Origin of the sequence: Paenibacillus sp. NPDC058367 (assembly GCF_042723305.1) — a bacterium.
In the GTDB taxonomy this organism is placed as follows: domain Bacteria; phylum Bacillota; class Bacilli; order Paenibacillales; family Paenibacillaceae; genus Paenibacillus_AQ.
This window is the reverse complement of record NZ_JBHXIZ010000003.1, coordinates 1-15,198: the sequence shown is the minus strand read 5'-3', so window position 1 is coordinate 15,198 and position 15,198 is coordinate 1. Positions and strand designations below refer to the sequence as shown.

Annotated in this window: 15 protein-coding genes; 12 read left to right on the top strand and 3 right to left on the bottom strand. The window is 38.4% G+C overall.

Going from position 1 to position 15,198, the window contains the following annotated elements:
- Positions 1–100: 100 nt before the first annotated feature.
- Positions 101–1,192 carry an LCP family protein gene (locus ACFWMP_RS16900; RefSeq protein ID WP_379424324.1) on the top strand — a complete coding sequence of 364 codons (1,092 nt, stop codon included), beginning with the start codon at positions 101–103 and terminating at the stop codon, positions 1,190–1,192.
- Between the two features lie 44 nt (positions 1,193–1,236).
- Positions 1,237–1,722 (top strand): DinB family protein, encoded by a 486-nt coding sequence (locus ACFWMP_RS16895; RefSeq protein ID WP_042189967.1) that lies wholly within the window; start codon positions 1,237–1,239, stop codon positions 1,720–1,722.
- Positions 1,723–1,740: 18 nt separating this feature from the next.
- Here the strand turns inward: ACFWMP_RS16895 and ACFWMP_RS16890 are convergent, their stop codons facing one another.
- Positions 1,741–1,950, bottom strand: a complete 210-nt coding sequence (locus ACFWMP_RS16890; RefSeq protein ID WP_042189964.1) for a hypothetical protein — start codon at positions 1,948–1,950, stop codon at positions 1,741–1,743.
- Positions 1,951–2,073: 123 nt separating this feature from the next.
- On the opposite strand from ACFWMP_RS16890, the gene ACFWMP_RS16885 reads away from it, so the two are divergent.
- Together ACFWMP_RS16885 and ACFWMP_RS16880 are read left to right on the top strand one after the other, a co-directional pair.
- A complete protein-coding gene (locus ACFWMP_RS16885; RefSeq protein ID WP_042189961.1) occupies positions 2,074–3,225 on the top strand; it encodes a substrate-binding domain-containing protein in 1,152 nt (383 codons plus the stop codon).
- 229 nt (positions 3,226–3,454) lie between these two features.
- Entirely contained in the window at positions 3,455–5,563 is a 2,109-nt protein-coding gene (locus ACFWMP_RS16880) for a DUF5054 domain-containing protein (protein ID WP_379424323.1), read from the top strand.
- 75 nt (positions 5,564–5,638) lie between these two features.
- On the opposite strand, the gene ACFWMP_RS16875 is transcribed toward ACFWMP_RS16880, so the two are convergent.
- Entirely contained in the window at positions 5,639–6,946 is a 1,308-nt protein-coding gene (locus ACFWMP_RS16875; protein WP_379424322.1) for an ATP-binding protein, read from the bottom strand.
- Complete coding sequence (locus tag ACFWMP_RS16870) at positions 6,939–7,676, bottom strand: LytR/AlgR family response regulator transcription factor (RefSeq protein WP_339242551.1); 738 nt, start codon at positions 7,674–7,676, stop codon at positions 6,939–6,941. Before ACFWMP_RS16870 ends, ACFWMP_RS16875 begins: the two co-directional genes overlap by 8 nt.
- Positions 7,677–7,873: 197 nt before the next feature.
- On the opposite strand from ACFWMP_RS16870, the gene ACFWMP_RS16865 reads away from it, so the two are divergent.
- The 8 genes from ACFWMP_RS16865 to ACFWMP_RS16830 all read left to right on the top strand — a co-directional run bounded on the left by ACFWMP_RS16865 (position 7,874) and on the right by ACFWMP_RS16830 (position 15,069).
- Positions 7,874–8,785, top strand: coding sequence for an ABC transporter ATP-binding protein (locus ACFWMP_RS16865; protein ID WP_339266060.1), 912 nt, complete (start codon positions 7,874–7,876; stop codon positions 8,783–8,785).
- Between the two features lie 3 nt (positions 8,786–8,788).
- Positions 8,789–9,586 (top strand): ABC transporter permease, encoded by a 798-nt coding sequence (locus tag ACFWMP_RS16860; protein WP_076300537.1) that lies wholly within the window; start codon positions 8,789–8,791, stop codon positions 9,584–9,586.
- A 156-nt stretch (positions 9,587–9,742) separates the two neighbouring features.
- Positions 9,743–11,530, top strand: coding sequence for an ABC transporter ATP-binding protein (locus ACFWMP_RS16855; protein WP_379424321.1), 1,788 nt, complete (start codon positions 9,743–9,745; stop codon positions 11,528–11,530).
- Positions 11,481–12,899: a radical SAM protein gene (locus ACFWMP_RS16850; RefSeq protein WP_379424320.1), complete on the top strand. Its 1,419-nt coding sequence runs from the start codon at positions 11,481–11,483 to the stop codon at positions 12,897–12,899. Before ACFWMP_RS16855 ends, ACFWMP_RS16850 begins: the two co-directional genes overlap by 50 nt.
- On the top strand, positions 12,896–13,957 hold the full coding sequence (locus ACFWMP_RS16845; protein ID WP_379424319.1) for a TIGR04066 family peptide maturation system protein: 1,062 nt from the start codon (positions 12,896–12,898) through the stop codon (positions 13,955–13,957). The genes ACFWMP_RS16850 and ACFWMP_RS16845 overlap by 4 nt, the downstream gene beginning before the upstream one ends.
- A gap of 14 nt (positions 13,958–13,971) precedes the next feature.
- The gene (locus ACFWMP_RS16840; RefSeq protein ID WP_339242538.1) at positions 13,972–14,199 is read left to right on the top strand and encodes a hypothetical protein; all 228 of its coding nucleotides are present in this window, start codon (positions 13,972–13,974) and stop codon (positions 14,197–14,199) included.
- Between the two features lie 94 nt (positions 14,200–14,293).
- Positions 14,294–14,437: a hypothetical protein gene (locus ACFWMP_RS16835; protein ID WP_156113154.1), complete on the top strand. Its 144-nt coding sequence runs from the start codon at positions 14,294–14,296 to the stop codon at positions 14,435–14,437.
- A gap of 272 nt (positions 14,438–14,709) precedes the next feature.
- Positions 14,710–15,069 carry a hypothetical protein gene (locus ACFWMP_RS16830; protein ID WP_042189944.1) on the top strand — a complete coding sequence of 120 codons (360 nt, stop codon included), beginning with the start codon at positions 14,710–14,712 and terminating at the stop codon, positions 15,067–15,069.
- The last annotated feature ends 129 nt before the right edge of the window (positions 15,070–15,198 follow it).

The window sequence follows — 15,198 nt, the reverse complement described above, 5'->3', positions numbered from 1 at the left end:
ATAATAATGGGATATTTAGGTAATGGAGGGTAGGCACAAATAAAAAGTGATGTTCATTAATGGTGAGAAGTCGCATAAACAGAAAGGGTAATTCATTCAAATGAAAAATAAACAGAGCACTCATCCACCTGCTTCATTTGCTTTAAGTAGAATCGAGAAAAAGAAAGTGAAAAAGAATAAAATCAGCAAGAAAATGAAGATTTGGTATTTTTCGATCGCTACCTTACTTCTTGTTGGGCTAGGATCCTTTATTTTCCGTAAAGAACTAATGATATTTGGGTTTAATAATGTTGTAGCACCAACTATTGAACACACCCTTGAAGAGTCCTATGTGCCGTTGGAAGACACTGAAGAATCTGGATTACAAGCAACGACGGAAAATAAAGACCGTCCTTTCTCTATCCTTCTACTAGGCACCGATCAGCGTGGCAAAGAAAACGGACTATCTGATTCTATTATTTATACAGTTATTCGACCTGTAGACCATAAAGCACTGCTCGTCTCCATTCCCCGTGATTCATATACTGAAATTATTGGAGCAGAAAATATCAAAGGAGCACGAAAAGAAACCAAGATTAATGCAGCGCATTCCTACGGTGGTCCTCAGATGAGTGTGGATACCGTTAAGAATCTACTGAACACACCTATTGATTACTATGCTACTATTAATTTTAATGGGCTTGTGGGTGTTACAGATGCTCTTGGAGGAGTGGTGCTTCCAATCACCAAGGTGATAGAGAATAAGAGCCCCGATCATGAGAAACTAAGAATTGAGCCGAACAAAGCGATCTATTCCGGTAAGGAAGCTTTAATGTATGTAAGATATCGGGAAGATTCTGATTTTAAGCGAACAGAGAGACAACGGATTTTCCTAAAAGCAGCGCTTGATCGGATGAAAAGAATAGATAATATTCTTAATATACAGAACATTATTGAAATTGCTGGCAGTAACTTTAAAACCAATATGAAGTCAGATTTTATTTTGGATTTGGCTAAGAAGGTAATTCTTGAAGGTGGAACCCCTGAAATAACGAGTCATATGCTCCAAGGGGAAGGAAAACATACGGATCAATGGTATTATATACTCGATGAAAATGATGTAAAGCGTACCCATGATATGATTGAGATTTGGCTGAATCCAGAATCTACTGAGGCTGATCTAATAACTGCTTCTAAGGATGATGCTGCATAATATTTTTGCTATTCTATTTTATATTCACACGGAGGTTAGCTTCTATGGCAGTAAAATCAAAGGAGCAAATGATACTCGAATTTAAGTCTCTTATTCCATTCGTGAAATCATTAGAAGAGGTGCCAGATAAACATTGGGATAAGCCCATAGCTACTGGTAAATGGACCGTGAAGGATATTCTCTGTCACCTCATGCTCTGGGATAAATATTTCTATGAAGGTGCTATTAAGAAGATTATTTTGAAAGAACCACTAACAACGAAACATTTGGATTTTAACGAATTTAATGCTAACGCGATTGAGTATGCCAAATTGTTATCCAAGCAAACCTTGATTGAACAATTTGTGCTCTACAGATCTAGAATTTTAGATGCAGTCTCTGGATTATCGGATGAAGAATGTGATTTGGAATATAAGGATGGAGACCGCAAGAAGTTCAGTGTTCGCAAGTATATGAGAAGTTTTATACCACATGATAAGCATCATAAAAAACAGATTGAACAATTTCTAAAATACATACAGCAAGGTTGAAAGCTTGCCTTTTATGGTTTAAGCTTTAGCGCGATTCTGAACCAATTTCATGGATTGGCGAATAAGTATTGGGCCGAACATGCTGCCGGCTGAGGCGGCTATAAAGGAATGTAAGGGAAACCTAATGGCAAAGTAAATGACCGTTCCAGCTACAAAGTCAATAAGAATGAATTTCTTGATCTCGGATAGTGGGATTGTGACGAATACAAATGATTCTTTATTTTTCAAGTGGTTGACCTCCTATTTGATAACGCAGCATATAAATCCACTGTTCATTCTATTTTGAGAACAAGATGTCCCATTCGAAATATTTAGACTAACGGCATAGAAGAGTAAAGGGTGAAGACTCGAATGGATAATCAGGATCATCAAAAAGAGCGGAAACCGCTATTATATATACAGACAGCAAATCATGTTATGGAAGAAATAAGGAAGAGAAGGCTTCAGTCACATGATCTTGTCCCATCTGAAGGGGAAATTGCGAAGTTGTACGGTGTCAGTCGCATGACGGCGAAGCTTGCTCTGCAGATCTTGGAGAAAAAAGGGATCGTTTATCGCCATGCCCGTCGTGGGACATTCATATCCGCTGATTACCAGCATACACATTCCGGTGAACAGATGCTGGAGAAGGTGATCGAGGAGAAGAAACCGATACGAAGGATTGCATTGGTGATTCCTAATATGGATGATTATATTGGTAGAATAATTACTTCCGTCGAAAAAGAAGCGCGTGAAGCGAATTGTCATTTACTCATTCGAATGACTGGGGACAAAGAAGACGAAAGCATATGCTTGCAAGAGCTGTACGATGATCAAGTGGAGGGTATTATTTTATATCCGCGTGGGAGTACGCAGTGCAGTGAGAAAGTATTGGAGCTTAGTCTATTAAACTACCCTCTAGTTATCATTGATCGTATCTTTCGAGAGTTGCAGATTGACTGTGTCTACCATGATCATTACCAAGGGGCTTATAAAACCACCCAGTATTTGATTGAGAAAGGCCATCAGGAAATCGGATATCTTTCAATGGCATTTGATGGTGTGACGAGCAGGGAAGACCGGTATAGAGGTTATCTTCAAGCTATGCTGGATCATGATCTGCCGGTAAACAGCCGTAAAATTTACTTGAGCTGCTCAGAAGATTATATGCATCAGTTGAATGCTCCGAATGTGCAGTTGGCGTCGTTTTTAGGTAATAATTCCGCTTTAACGGCAGTCGTATGTGCAGACGACTATATCGCTGCATCATGCTTGTATACGGCAATCTCCATGCAAATATTGGTTCCGGATCATTTGTCTATCATAGGGTTTACCGACATTCAATTGGCAAGCTTGCTGCCGGTTCCATTAACTACAGCAAGACAAGCTACAGAGAAACTCGGACAAGCAGCTGTCCAGCGAGTTGTTAAACGGATGGATAATTCACGTGAAGGGGCGCTAACGATTAAGATTGATACCACCATCGTCGAGCGAAGCTCCGTTAGACCCAACGTTATTAAATAATTCGCTTGTAAATTAACTTTTGAGGCTCTTTCCCCACATTTTTGTGGAGGGAAGAGTTTTTTTTTATATCAGTGATATAAAATTGCGACATTGTATTTTTCATATTATTTAATGTTATTATTTCGGACTATTTGGTTGTATAGATCAGTGACATATAATAATCTGAAAATAGATCGTTGGAAATTCCAGTTTTCTATAAGCCATAATCTAACGGAAGCAGGTCGGGAAAATGAATAACACTAAGAAGGTCCATGTTGTATTTAAAACGCATTTGGATATTGGGTTCACGAATTTGGCTGCGCATGTATTAAGACAATACATGGAAGAGTATATTCCGAAAGCGATCGCTTTGGCCGATACATTAGAGGCTGAAGGAGGCCGCGCGCAATTTGTATGGACGACTGGATCCTGGCTAATTCGTTATTATTTGGATCGCGCACCTGCTTCGGAAAGAGAAGCGATGGAGAAGGCAATTCGTAAAGGACATATAGTGTGGCATGGGTTACCGTTCACTACACATACAGAGCTTATGGATAAGGAGCTTTTCCAATACGGGCTAACGATCAGCCAAGAGCTTGATATACAATTTGGAAAACAAACGATAGCCGCCAAAATGACGGATGTGCCAGGTCATACCCTGTCCATGGTTCCGTATATGCAGAAAGCAGGCATTCAGTATATGCATCTCGGAGTTAACCCAGCATCTATGCGTCCTGATGTACCAAAGCTGTTTCGCTGGCAGGCAGAGGATGGCAGCGAATTAATTGTGAACTATGCCGGAAGCTACGGAGAGCCGGTTGAGATTGAAGGGATCGACGATATATTGCTATTTGCGCATACAGGTGACAATTGTGGGCCGCCAAGTGCTGAGGAAATCGAAGAGCAGTTCCGTGAAATCCAAGAACGATACCCTGACGCTGAGATTATAGCGTCTTCACTAGATGCATTTGCAAGAAGTCTTATGCAAGTTCGCGAGCAGCTTCCTGTGGTTAGTGAAGAAATCGGTGATACTTGGATTCATGGTGCAGGGACAGATCCATTAAAACTTGCCAAGCTTCGCGAGCTTCAACGTTTGAGAAGCAAATGGCTGTCCGAAGGAAGCTTAGACGAGCATAGTACTGCCTATAAAGGGATGAGCGATGCTATGTTGATGGTAGCAGAGCATACATGGGGTTTAGACGTAAAGAAATGGCTTCCTGACTTTCGAAACTATGCGAAAAAAGATTTCAATGATGCTAGAATCAAGGACGAGATTGATGTAGACGATATTCCTGCGAAATTCAATTATATTGGTGCATTCGCTATGGATGAATTCGATAAACATTCTAGTGGTTTATTTGCCTCAGAACAGAGCGTCCGAAAGTATTCGATGATCGAACGTTCTTGGGCGGAGCAACGAGGCTATCTGGATCAGGCAGTCGTATGCCTGGATAAAGATAAACAAGCGGAGGCAAAGGAAGCGTTCGGTAGGCTAGAGCCTACGAGGAAAGATTGTTCCGCTGATGCTGAGCAGGTTAGTGTCCAAGAGGTGTACGCGGTTGAAGGTTACAAACTGACCTTTGGCGTGAATGGCTCACTTGTTCATTTATCGGACGCTAATGAGAAAGTATGGGTAGACGAAAGCCATCCGTTCGGCGTTTACGCCTATGAGACGTTTGGAACGGAGGACTACGCCAGATACTTCCGTACCTATATGCAAAATTTAAGCTTCACCCATCCATGGTCTGATGCCGACTTTAATAAGCCTGGCTTTGAATTCGTTCGACCATTACCTAGCCATCAGCTATATGAGCCCATCGTGACTGATATGAAGCGAGTAAACGGCAAACGGTTCTTGCTACGTTTACGCATGCCGGTACAAGCCTATGAATTATATGGTGCGCCGAAGGAACTTGAATTAGTGTATGATTTTGAGCATGAAGGTACGGTTGACGTATCACTGCAATGGTTCGGAAAAGAAGCGAACCGCCTTCCAGAAGCAAGCTGGTTCGGTTGTGCATTGAATGTCGATAATCCAAATCTTTGGATGATGGATAAGATGGGCTTGCCAGTCTCACCTTTGCGTGTAGTGAAGGACGGGAATCGTAATCTTCATGCCATTGGACGTGGCGTTAGTTATCAGGGGGCAGATGGGAGCGCCTTTATCGAAACCATGGATGCTGCTTTGGCTGCACCGGGTCAAAAAAGACTGCTACAATTTGATAATTCTTTTGTTTCTCTAGATAAAGGATGGCATTTTAATTTGCACAACAATATCTGGGGTACCAATTTCCCTATGTGGTACGGTGAAGATGCAGTATTTCGTTTTCGTCTAAATTTACAATCGAACCGTAAGTAAAATAATAGATGTACTTGTGACTGAAATGCACCCCTTAGAATAAACATTGGAAAACCCTCTGGGTCCGATGTCTTTCTATGAGGTGCATTTTTGCTCAGTTTCTGCAACTGATAAGATCTCAATGTTAAAAAGACAAATTTCCACTTGGAAAATTTGGTTTTCATAGATGATATCCCATATTCCGCCGATTTCTTCTACCGCATTCTTTACGCTTTTTAGACCGATACCATGAAAATGCTTGTCTCGTTTTGTTGTGGCTAATTCCCCGAAATGATTCATACGTATTGAATGCTGATATGGATTCTGTATTCTGATAAATAAAGTACCCTTATGATAATGAAGTTGGAATTTAATATAGGGCTGAGTCACACCTGGATGCTTGCATGCTTCTATGGCATTATCAAGGGTGTTCCCTAGAATAATGCTAAATGCATAAGCATCAAGGTCAAGCTGAGGTGGAATCTTAATATCCGTTTGAAAGGAAATACCCAGCTTTTTGGCAAATTGCGACTTGTAATTAATGATAGAGTCGATTAGGATGGAGCCGGTATTACTTTCACCTGAAGAGAGTTCTATTACTCCAAGAAGCTTATCCACATCATTCAGTCCGGCTTCTTTTTCCCCAGCTTGTAATTGAGACCTCAGGCCGAGCAAGATATTCCTGAAATCATGTTGAAACGTAAAGACTTCTTGCTGCCTTTCTTTCGTGAGCAGATACTGGTTCATATAGTAGGTGTTCTGCTGTTCCAACAAGTAGTTTTTATTCTGTGCCGATTGTATGGTTAATACACGATCACACAAAAGAATGATCAGGAAGTTGATTAACAGCAATCCTCCGGACAAAGTCGGATACAACGCCGGATATTCCCGCAATGACAGCTCGCCCGATAATTTTGCAATACTGAGGATGCTGATAAACGGAAAGCAGAACAGCCCGATCCAATACCAACTGCTTAGACTACCCTCGCCAAAAGCTTTGGTAAACCGAAGCGTGATCTGTACCAGTATAAACATCAGAATCTTCGACAAAAACAAGGTAAAGATGTATCCGCTTGTCGTATACACAGGTGCAGTAGCTGCATCTGAAAGAATAATCAGTGCGACTATAAATAAAGCAGCACCAATTCGCCATTGTATTTTTCCTTTATACAAAAAGGACAAGAGAACTATCCCCACTATATTAAGCCCTAGCATCCATAAGCCGGGGAATGGGCTGTAATGAAGGAGGAGTACGAAAATATAATAAGCAGTGTATACGGAATAAAGGATTACTTTGGATTCCCAAAGCCGTGGGAAACAATGATCATAGAAATAATGAATGATAAATGGGAGAGCTGCCAGTGTGAGGGCATAGAACAGCTCATCCAGTAGAATATTATTCAAGCAGACTCCCCCTGAATTGCAAATAACTCTTTTTCACTACGGTGCTTTGCTTATCGCTAATCGGAAGTTCTTCCCCACTCGTTAATACAATTTTTTTGCCCTGAATTTGTTTTATGTAATCGAAATTCACAAGATATGATTGATGAATCCGCACAAACTGCTTCGAAGGTAGCTTTCCTTCTTCTATAGATAAAGTACTGTAATATTCCGTTTGATCTTCCGTTGTTTGCAAAATGATTTTTCGGCGATCACTTGCCAAGTACATAATATTACGGATTGGAATAAGTAGTTTAGTTCCACTTTGGTGTACAGGCAGTAATTTTGGTTGATTTTGCTGACGCTTGACCTTTATTTGCTGAATCATAGAGATTAGTTTTTTTTCAAAAGACTCGTTATGTATAGGCTTCTTTATAAAACCAGAAGGTTGAACGTCAAATAGTTGAACATGATACTCTTCGTGGCTCGATACGTAAATCAACCGAACCCTATCATTATCACAATCTCTCCGTAATATATGACCCGCTGTTATTCCGCTTATTCCCTTCATTTCTATATCCATAAAAATAAGATCAAATGGACAACCATGTTGAATGGCTTTCGTGAAGCTTTCACCAGAATAGAATATGGATACCTCTATCTTTACGGTCTGCTGAATGGGATGGTTGAGGATCAATCTCTCAATATATTCTGTTGTCTTGAAATCATCATCACAAATAGCAATATGTATCATGTGAAATTCCCCTCCTGTGTTATAAATAATAATACATTATATGGGATTATAATCAACCTTTATCCTTTTAGGGATCACTTGGAAGCGGCGAAAGTTACATTTATTCCCGTGTTTTTTACCATGGCGATTAGTAAGTCTAGTAAACATGCTAATTTAATATCAATTAGTAGTAGCAGAGGCAATGGAGGAGTTGAAAAATGAATACAACAATCTTTGAAGCTGAGGGATTAACTAAACAGTACGGCAGTGCAAATGCGCTTCAAAATATAAATATGCAGATTAAACAGGGTGATATCTATGGCTTTGTAGGTGAGAATGGAGCAGGTAAAACCACACTCATGAAAATAATTAGTGGATTAGTTTACCCTACAAAAGGGACTATCCAATTGATGGGTAAAAGTAGTGAGAAGGACATCGCACGGGTAAGAAAAAAAATGGGGGTTTTAATAGAGCTACCTGCCCTCTACCCCCATATGAATGCTGAAGAGAATTTAAGCTTTTATTGTAAGATTCATGGTATTTCGGATTTCAAGAGAATTAAAGATGTGCTGAATTTAGTGGGACTAACGGATGTTGAAAACAAAAATACAACGGAATATTCTCTGGGCATGCGTCAACGCTTAGGGCTGGCGATTTCCCTTCTCAATGAACCGGAATTTTTAGTGTTGGATGAACCGATTAATGGACTTGATCCTACAGGAATTGTAGAGATGAGAAAATTATTGGCTAAGCTGGCACATGAAAAAGGGGTTACCATCTTGATTTCCAGCCATATCTTGAGTGAGCTCCAATTGTTAGCTACCAAATTCGGGTTTATTCATAAAGGGCAGTTCATTAAGGAAGTCTCTGTGGAAGAACTCTTGCAATCAGCCGAAGCACAAATTTGTATTAAGACCGTTGAAATAGCTGCAGCAATAAACGTGCTTAAGAACGATCTTAATATTCATTCGATCACATTGTCAGAAGCCGGAGAAATATTGGTTCCCAAGGATTTGACAGATCTTGAACAGTTAATGTCAACGTTAATTAGAAATGGAATTCCACTTGAAGGAATCAACCTGTCCACAGCAAATCTTGAGCATTATTATATGGATCTGATAGGAGAATGAGCAATGAGGGATTTTCTGAAAGCTGAGTCTTACTTTATAAGAAGGGATATCATGTTTAAGGGAATTTCTCTTCTGTTCCTTATAGCAAGTCTGGTTCTAGCAATCTGGATTGGCGGTAAAGGTGGTTTTGAAATCGGTAATCTCGCGGAACCCTTAACGATTGTGACACCTTTATCTTTATTTTTTTATTTTATTATTCCAGTTTACGTATGTTTTTTTGCAACCGAAGGATTTGAATATGGATCTATCAAAGTTATCCTGGCTTCCGGACAAAGTAGGTTTATCTATATCACGGGGAAATACCTTTCTGTTTTTAAAATTATTATATGGTGGATTTTACAATTTACAGTAGTGTTTTATCTCGCTTATATGATAGCTGCTTTGATAATTGGGACTGACATCGGTAATCGTAATTTTTCTGCTGACTTGATTCAAGTTTCCCGTGTACTGGGATTAAATATCCTTTATTTATCAGCTTATGCTGCTCTAATCATTATGGTAGGTATTCTTATTAAAAGAACGGCCTCAGCGGTGGTTGTAACTTTTCTAATTATATTCGGAGACTTCATGATATCCGGTTATTTCCGTGATGCTTCCTCCGCATTGTTAAGGGGGATTTCAGACCATGCTTTAACGACTCAGGTTATGAAGTTTTCCGGAATCTACGTCGTTAATTCACAACATATAGTCCTAACCGGAGCAAAGAGCTTTATGGAAGTGGTGTTGATTCCTGTGATTATCATAGCTATTAGTTTGTCTGTCACCTATATTTCGTTTGGAAAAAGAGATATACACGCGTAGATAAAGGAGGAATTGAAATGGACAGGGGTAATAGATCACCAAAAACGATCGTTATTGTAGGTGCGTTGCTAGCTATTGTAGTTTTTGTTGTTCTTTTTGTTGGTATTGAGATGGGATGAGGCTAGTCTCAGTATATGTCGCGGGGAGTTATGTGAAATGAAATACAATGTAGTATGGATCAGCATTAAAGAGTTATTTCATCCTTACCGTAAAAACATTTGGATAATCAGTATTGTTATGTTGCTGACTTCTATAGGGAGCTTTTTGACTCCTTGGTTTACCAAGCAACTTATTGACATTGGAATTCTAGGTTTGGATTTTTATCGAGTTATTCAATACGTAGGACTGATTTTTTTAGTATTCCTTATCCAACAATTACTTGGTATTTTTCAATTCTATTACTATAAGGAAATAAGTGTGAGAATACCCTATGACTTGAATAAGAAAGCTTGTAAACATGTGTTATCCGTACGCACGAAATTTTTTAAAGACAGAAATTTCTCAGTAGTGATGTCTGAGCTTTTTCAAGATATCGCCAACATATCGTCTTTGACAGACACGCAATTTTTAACATCTTTCGTTAATCTATTTAAAGTTTTCGCCGGCTTAACAGCATTGTTTTATATTAACTGGAAATTAACTCTAGTTATGCTCGCTACAATTCCAGTCAAAATGCTAATTAGCAGTTTTTTATATAAAAAGCAAGTAAAGGTATATGAAATCATTATGCACTTGCAATCAAATTTCTCAGAATGGTTAGGCGATGCAATTAGTGGCATTGAAGCGATAAAAGTATGGGGGATTACTGGGAAACGACTAGCGAAACTGAAAGTGAATCTGGATGGAAGTAAAAATGCTAAATCCAAGTTAATGCGTTATGGATTTATTGATAGTATATCGGGTTCGTTTATGACGACATTGTTTACTTGTGGTCTTTACTTGTACGGTGCTTGGTTAATCCAAAAAGATGAAATCACCATTGGCGGTCTGGTATCTTTCATTTCGTACTCATCATTGGTATTTGAACCAATTACTATCATATCGTATTTGATTACGCAATTATCCAGCGTGAAACCAGCTTTTGAGCGGTTTTTAAAATTTCTAAATACCGATGCTGAAATTGATAAACCGGAAGCGAAGGAATTATTAGAATCAATATCTATCAATGATCTGAAATTCGAAAACGTATCCTTGGTTTATGAGAATGAAAAAGCTCTAGATCAAGTGGATTTTACCATTCAAAAAGGTGAGAAAGTAGCGATTATTGGTTTGAACGGCAGCGGCAAATCATCCGTTGTAAATCTGCTGCTAAGATTCTATGAGCCTACTGAAGGCAGCATCAAAATAAACGATAAAGATGTGAAAGAGTATACTTTTGAATCCTATCGCTCAATATGGAGCTTGATGGCTCAAAACAATTATCTTTTCAATGATACTGTGGCGAACAATATCAACATTTCTGAAGAGCTTACACTTACTGAGATATTGGAAAGCTGCAAACAGTCAGGGGCATATTCATTTATCCAAGACCTGCCCGAAAAAATGGACACTCGAATTGGTTATAATGGCGCTAAACTATCGGGTGGACAAAAACAAAAAATAGCACTCGCCCGAACATTAGCACGTAAGGATACAAAAATTCTGCTATTGGATGAAGCAACCTCAAGCTATGACTATTATTCGGAGCAGGTTTTTAACGAGGAACTGTTATCTTCAGATCGTTATATGATGACTATCATTATCACGCATCGACCGGAAGTATTAAAGAGATTAGATAAGATCATTTATTTAAATGGTGGCAAGGTTCTTGGGATAGGAACTTTTGATGAGTTGTATACATCTCAGGAGAGTTTTAGAGATATGATTACTAGTACGCAAAGGGAGGAAACCCCGGATGCCTTTTATTCCTTTTCAAACGAGAGCGAATCTACATTACGTCTATGACATGAATAGAAACAGTATTTATAAAATCAAACAGAATCAGTATGAAGCGTTAAGTCATATTTCTGAAGGCAGTTATGAGGAAGCTGATGTAAATGTGCTTAAAGATTTTCAAAAGAGAGGGCTTTTAGCTGAATCTCCGATTCTACAAATTGAGCATCCGGCAAGTCAAATGTTGGAGTACCAGTTAGAGCGCTGTGTTAACTCAATCACTTTTCAAATGTCTCAAAATTGCAACTTGCGTTGTGGTTACTGTCCTTACTCAAGCAATGAAATTTATAATAATCGTTCACATTCTGCCCTGAATATAACCTGGGATACTCTGCAGCAAGGGATTGATTTCCTTGTAGCCCATTCTAAAGACGTGGACCACTTGCATGTAGCTTTTTATGGTGGGGAGCCTTTGATTGAAAAAAAACTCATCATAGATACTATGAAATATACACAGGAAAAAGTCAGCGGCAAAGAAATTTCCTTTGGTATGACTACTAATGGCACACTTCTGGATGATAGTTTTGCAAGGGACGTTCGTGATTTTAACATATCCATTATGATTAGCCTGGATGGACCGAAGGATGTTCATAATGAAAATAGGACGTTTGTAAATGGACGTGGTTCCTATGAGATTGTATATCGTAATGTTGTACATATTCGAGATAACTATCCTGATCTATATCAAAAACTGAAGTTCAATACAGTTATTAGTCCAGATGGTAAGTTTGAAGAGATCTTTGATTATTTTAGAGCGGGAGAAGGAGTTAGTGACCTCTCTAAAGTTAACTTTAATACACTATCCATGAACTATACAGAGACGGAATTCGTTTATGGTGAGGCTTATTTTGAAGAACGAAATTACGAAGCTTTGAAGGCATATCTATTGCTGCTAGGAAAAGTAAAAGAAGAGCCTGTGGCCTATCATAAACGTGATATCGAAACCATTTATAGCTACAAAGAGTTTCTTTCGCCAATCAAGGAGACCCCGAAAGTAGCTCACCCCAGCGGGACTTGTATACCAGGCTTGAAAAAACTTTTTGTAGATGTAAACGGTAACTTATTTCCTTGTGAGCGTATAGATGAAAATTCTTCACTGATGAAAATGGGAAATCTTCAGGATGGTTTTGATATTAAAAAGGTTCGAGAAATTTTGAATGTTGGAGCAGTTACGGAACAACACTGTAAAGAATGCTGGGCCTTTCATTGCTGCTCTATATGCCCCGCTGCAGCGGATAATGGAAAGGATGAACATTATTCAGAAAGCTATAAGCTTAGCAAATGCAACAGGGTTAAAGCGTCGGCATTGGAGAATTTGAAGAACTATACGATGATGAGGGAATTTAAATATCAGTTTAAAAGAGAGGATATTTCACTGTGAAGAAAAAACTGGCGGTTTACCCTTTTCACAAAGGTCTGATGCCTTTATTGCTAACAGAAAGTGAGCTTCAGAATTTCGAGCTGATATATGCCGTAGTTCCAAAAGGCTGGGAGTCATTCGATGAAGTGGACGACACTAAAAAGGCTTTAATATGTGATGAAGAGAGCTTTTATTTAAATGATCTGATTAACTCTGTTGATGTACTGTTATTATGTAAGCCTCAATTTCAAGTTGATGAATCAGGTTACTGCCGGTTAACTTCTCTTGCAGAAGAGAAGGGAAAGCATATTATGTACGTGGCTGAATTGAAAACTGTATTAAACCAATCAACTATAGAGTGTTGGGAGTGTCTGAATCTAGAGCATCCTTCTATATCGAAACAGAATGCATTAGCGAGTATCGACGTCCCAGTTATTTTAATTATGGGGATGGGGGAAAACTGCGGAAAATGGAATTTGCAGCTTAAACTAAGTGAAAACTTTCGCAATTCGGGATATAAGATGAGTTTGATTTCCAGCAATGCACTATCTAGATTATGGGGATACCATACAATCCCAGACATTATAGACGGCAATGATCTAACGTTTTCAGAACAGGTCGAGAGTATTAATGCCTATATTAAATATATAGAACAAGCTGAGAATCCAGATGTCATTATTATTGGAGTTCCAGGAAGCATTCTTAAGTATAGCACTTCAGTTCCCAATGGATATGGGTATATACCTTTTCTAATCAGTAATGCAGTCACACCAGATATCACAATATTAAGTTTGTATAACGGAAATTACGAAGAGTCCCATTTGAAAGAAATGAAGTCCACTTGTTTGTACAAATATGGCGTTAATCTTGATTACTATCATATTTCTGAGAATGTTTGTTTATATAATCCAGAAGCAAGACAACTAGAATACTATTCTGTAGATTATCTGGACTCAATGGAAAATAACTCCTATTCTCAAGAGGGGATGTATACTTTTAATCTTTCTAATTCTACAAGCCAAGAAGAGGCTTTTAGAAGAATTATAAGTGAGCTGCAAAATAATATTCCGATGATTTAAAGGAGGAGAAGGAGTTGTTGTATCTAAACGAACAGGTTATAGAAGAAACAGTCAAAAATTATGTTAAAGAATTCGATAGAACGACCAATCTATTAGGTGTAACTTCTGTTAGAAATATCATTTATATTTTAACAGATCTCGAGAATGAACTAGGATTCCAAATCAATGATTCTTTTATCCGTGAAATCAAAGACTTAACTGTAGAAAAACTTATTGAAGTTATACCGAAACATCTAAAGTAGTGGCATAGAAATTTCGCTCTATCATTCTCAATGCTGACATAAGAGATGTATTCAAAACAGACCCTATGACAAACTGAAAGGAGGGGACTAAACAATGGAACTGAATAAAAACGCTTCTCAACAAGTAGCTCCTATGGTCTCTACATTTGCAGCTTGCTGGTGTATGTGCCTATGCCTTATTTTTACAGAAAAAAGACATAGTGACCAATTAGATGCTTTGAATGCAGTTAAAAATTAGTGGATTTATGCATCATTAATTGAGATCCTGTTTTTGATGAAGTTTTATTAGAAAATTGGCTGTTTTGGATACATCCTTTATGTCAGCATTTAAACTCTAATCTAAAATCTCCGGCAACCATATTGCCAGGAGATTTTTTTTGTTCAGGGCTTGTTTTTGATTGGGCTGATATCGGAAGAGTACTGAAAGTCACAGAGGATTATTTTAATTATCGATATAATGAAAGCGTTATCTTTTTATTGCAGTTTACTTAAATTAAAAGGAGATAAGCTATGAGAGTGAGCAAAGTTTCTTTTAACCAGCTTGTGTTTATTTGTTTAGGGATTCAATACATGTTAATGCATTTGTTCTCTGCAGGCGAGGCGATTATCATCACATCCATAGAGCTTGTTATATACATGATTTTTACCGTTGTTGGCCTTGTAGGATTTTTTATGCGGAGCAGAAAAGTGGATAGTGAGGCTATTTCCGGATTGGTCGCATTATTCTTCAGTGTATTATGGATGGTATCTTTATTCTCGCAATTTAAGAAAGAAAGCTACCCAGATGCTTTAACGGTAATTAATTCGCTTGGCGTTGCTACTGCCCTACTTGTGCTTCTGGCTGAGTTCATCATTATAGCTAAGGCCTAGCGTAAACACAAACAAAAAAACAAGACAGGTCTATTTTAAACTGTACCCTATGTAAAGGACATTTAAAAAAAGTCTAGGCAGATTGAAGAAGATGATCTCTGTATTGAACAGGGGTCATCTTTTTTAAAT

What these genes read in the sequence shown, in the direction of transcription:
- ACFWMP_RS16880 (WP_379424323.1), top strand. Translation starts at nt 3,455, where the DNA reads ATGAATAACACTAAGAAGGTCCATGTTGTATTTAAAACGCATTTGGAT.
- ACFWMP_RS16870 (WP_339242551.1), bottom strand. Translation starts at nt 7,676, where the DNA reads ATGATACATATTGCTATTTGTGATGATGATTTCAAGACAACAGAATAT.
- ACFWMP_RS16895 (WP_042189967.1), top strand. Translation starts at nt 1,237, where the DNA reads ATGGCAGTAAAATCAAAGGAGCAAATGATACTCGAATTTAAGTCTCTT.
- ACFWMP_RS16860 (WP_076300537.1), top strand. Translation starts at nt 8,789, where the DNA reads ATGAGGGATTTTCTGAAAGCTGAGTCTTACTTTATAAGAAGGGATATC.
- ACFWMP_RS16865 (WP_339266060.1), top strand. Translation starts at nt 7,874, where the DNA reads ATGAATACAACAATCTTTGAAGCTGAGGGATTAACTAAACAGTACGGC.
- ACFWMP_RS16855 (WP_379424321.1), top strand. Translation starts at nt 9,743, where the DNA reads ATGAAATACAATGTAGTATGGATCAGCATTAAAGAGTTATTTCATCCT.
- ACFWMP_RS16835 (WP_156113154.1), top strand. Translation starts at nt 14,294, where the DNA reads ATGGAACTGAATAAAAACGCTTCTCAACAAGTAGCTCCTATGGTCTCT.
- ACFWMP_RS16885 (WP_042189961.1), top strand. Translation starts at nt 2,074, where the DNA reads ATGGATAATCAGGATCATCAAAAAGAGCGGAAACCGCTATTATATATA.
- ACFWMP_RS16830 (WP_042189944.1), top strand. Translation starts at nt 14,710, where the DNA reads ATGAGAGTGAGCAAAGTTTCTTTTAACCAGCTTGTGTTTATTTGTTTA.
- ACFWMP_RS16900 (WP_379424324.1), top strand. Translation starts at nt 101, where the DNA reads ATGAAAAATAAACAGAGCACTCATCCACCTGCTTCATTTGCTTTAAGT.
- ACFWMP_RS16850 (WP_379424320.1), top strand. Translation starts at nt 11,481, where the DNA reads ATGCCTTTTATTCCTTTTCAAACGAGAGCGAATCTACATTACGTCTAT.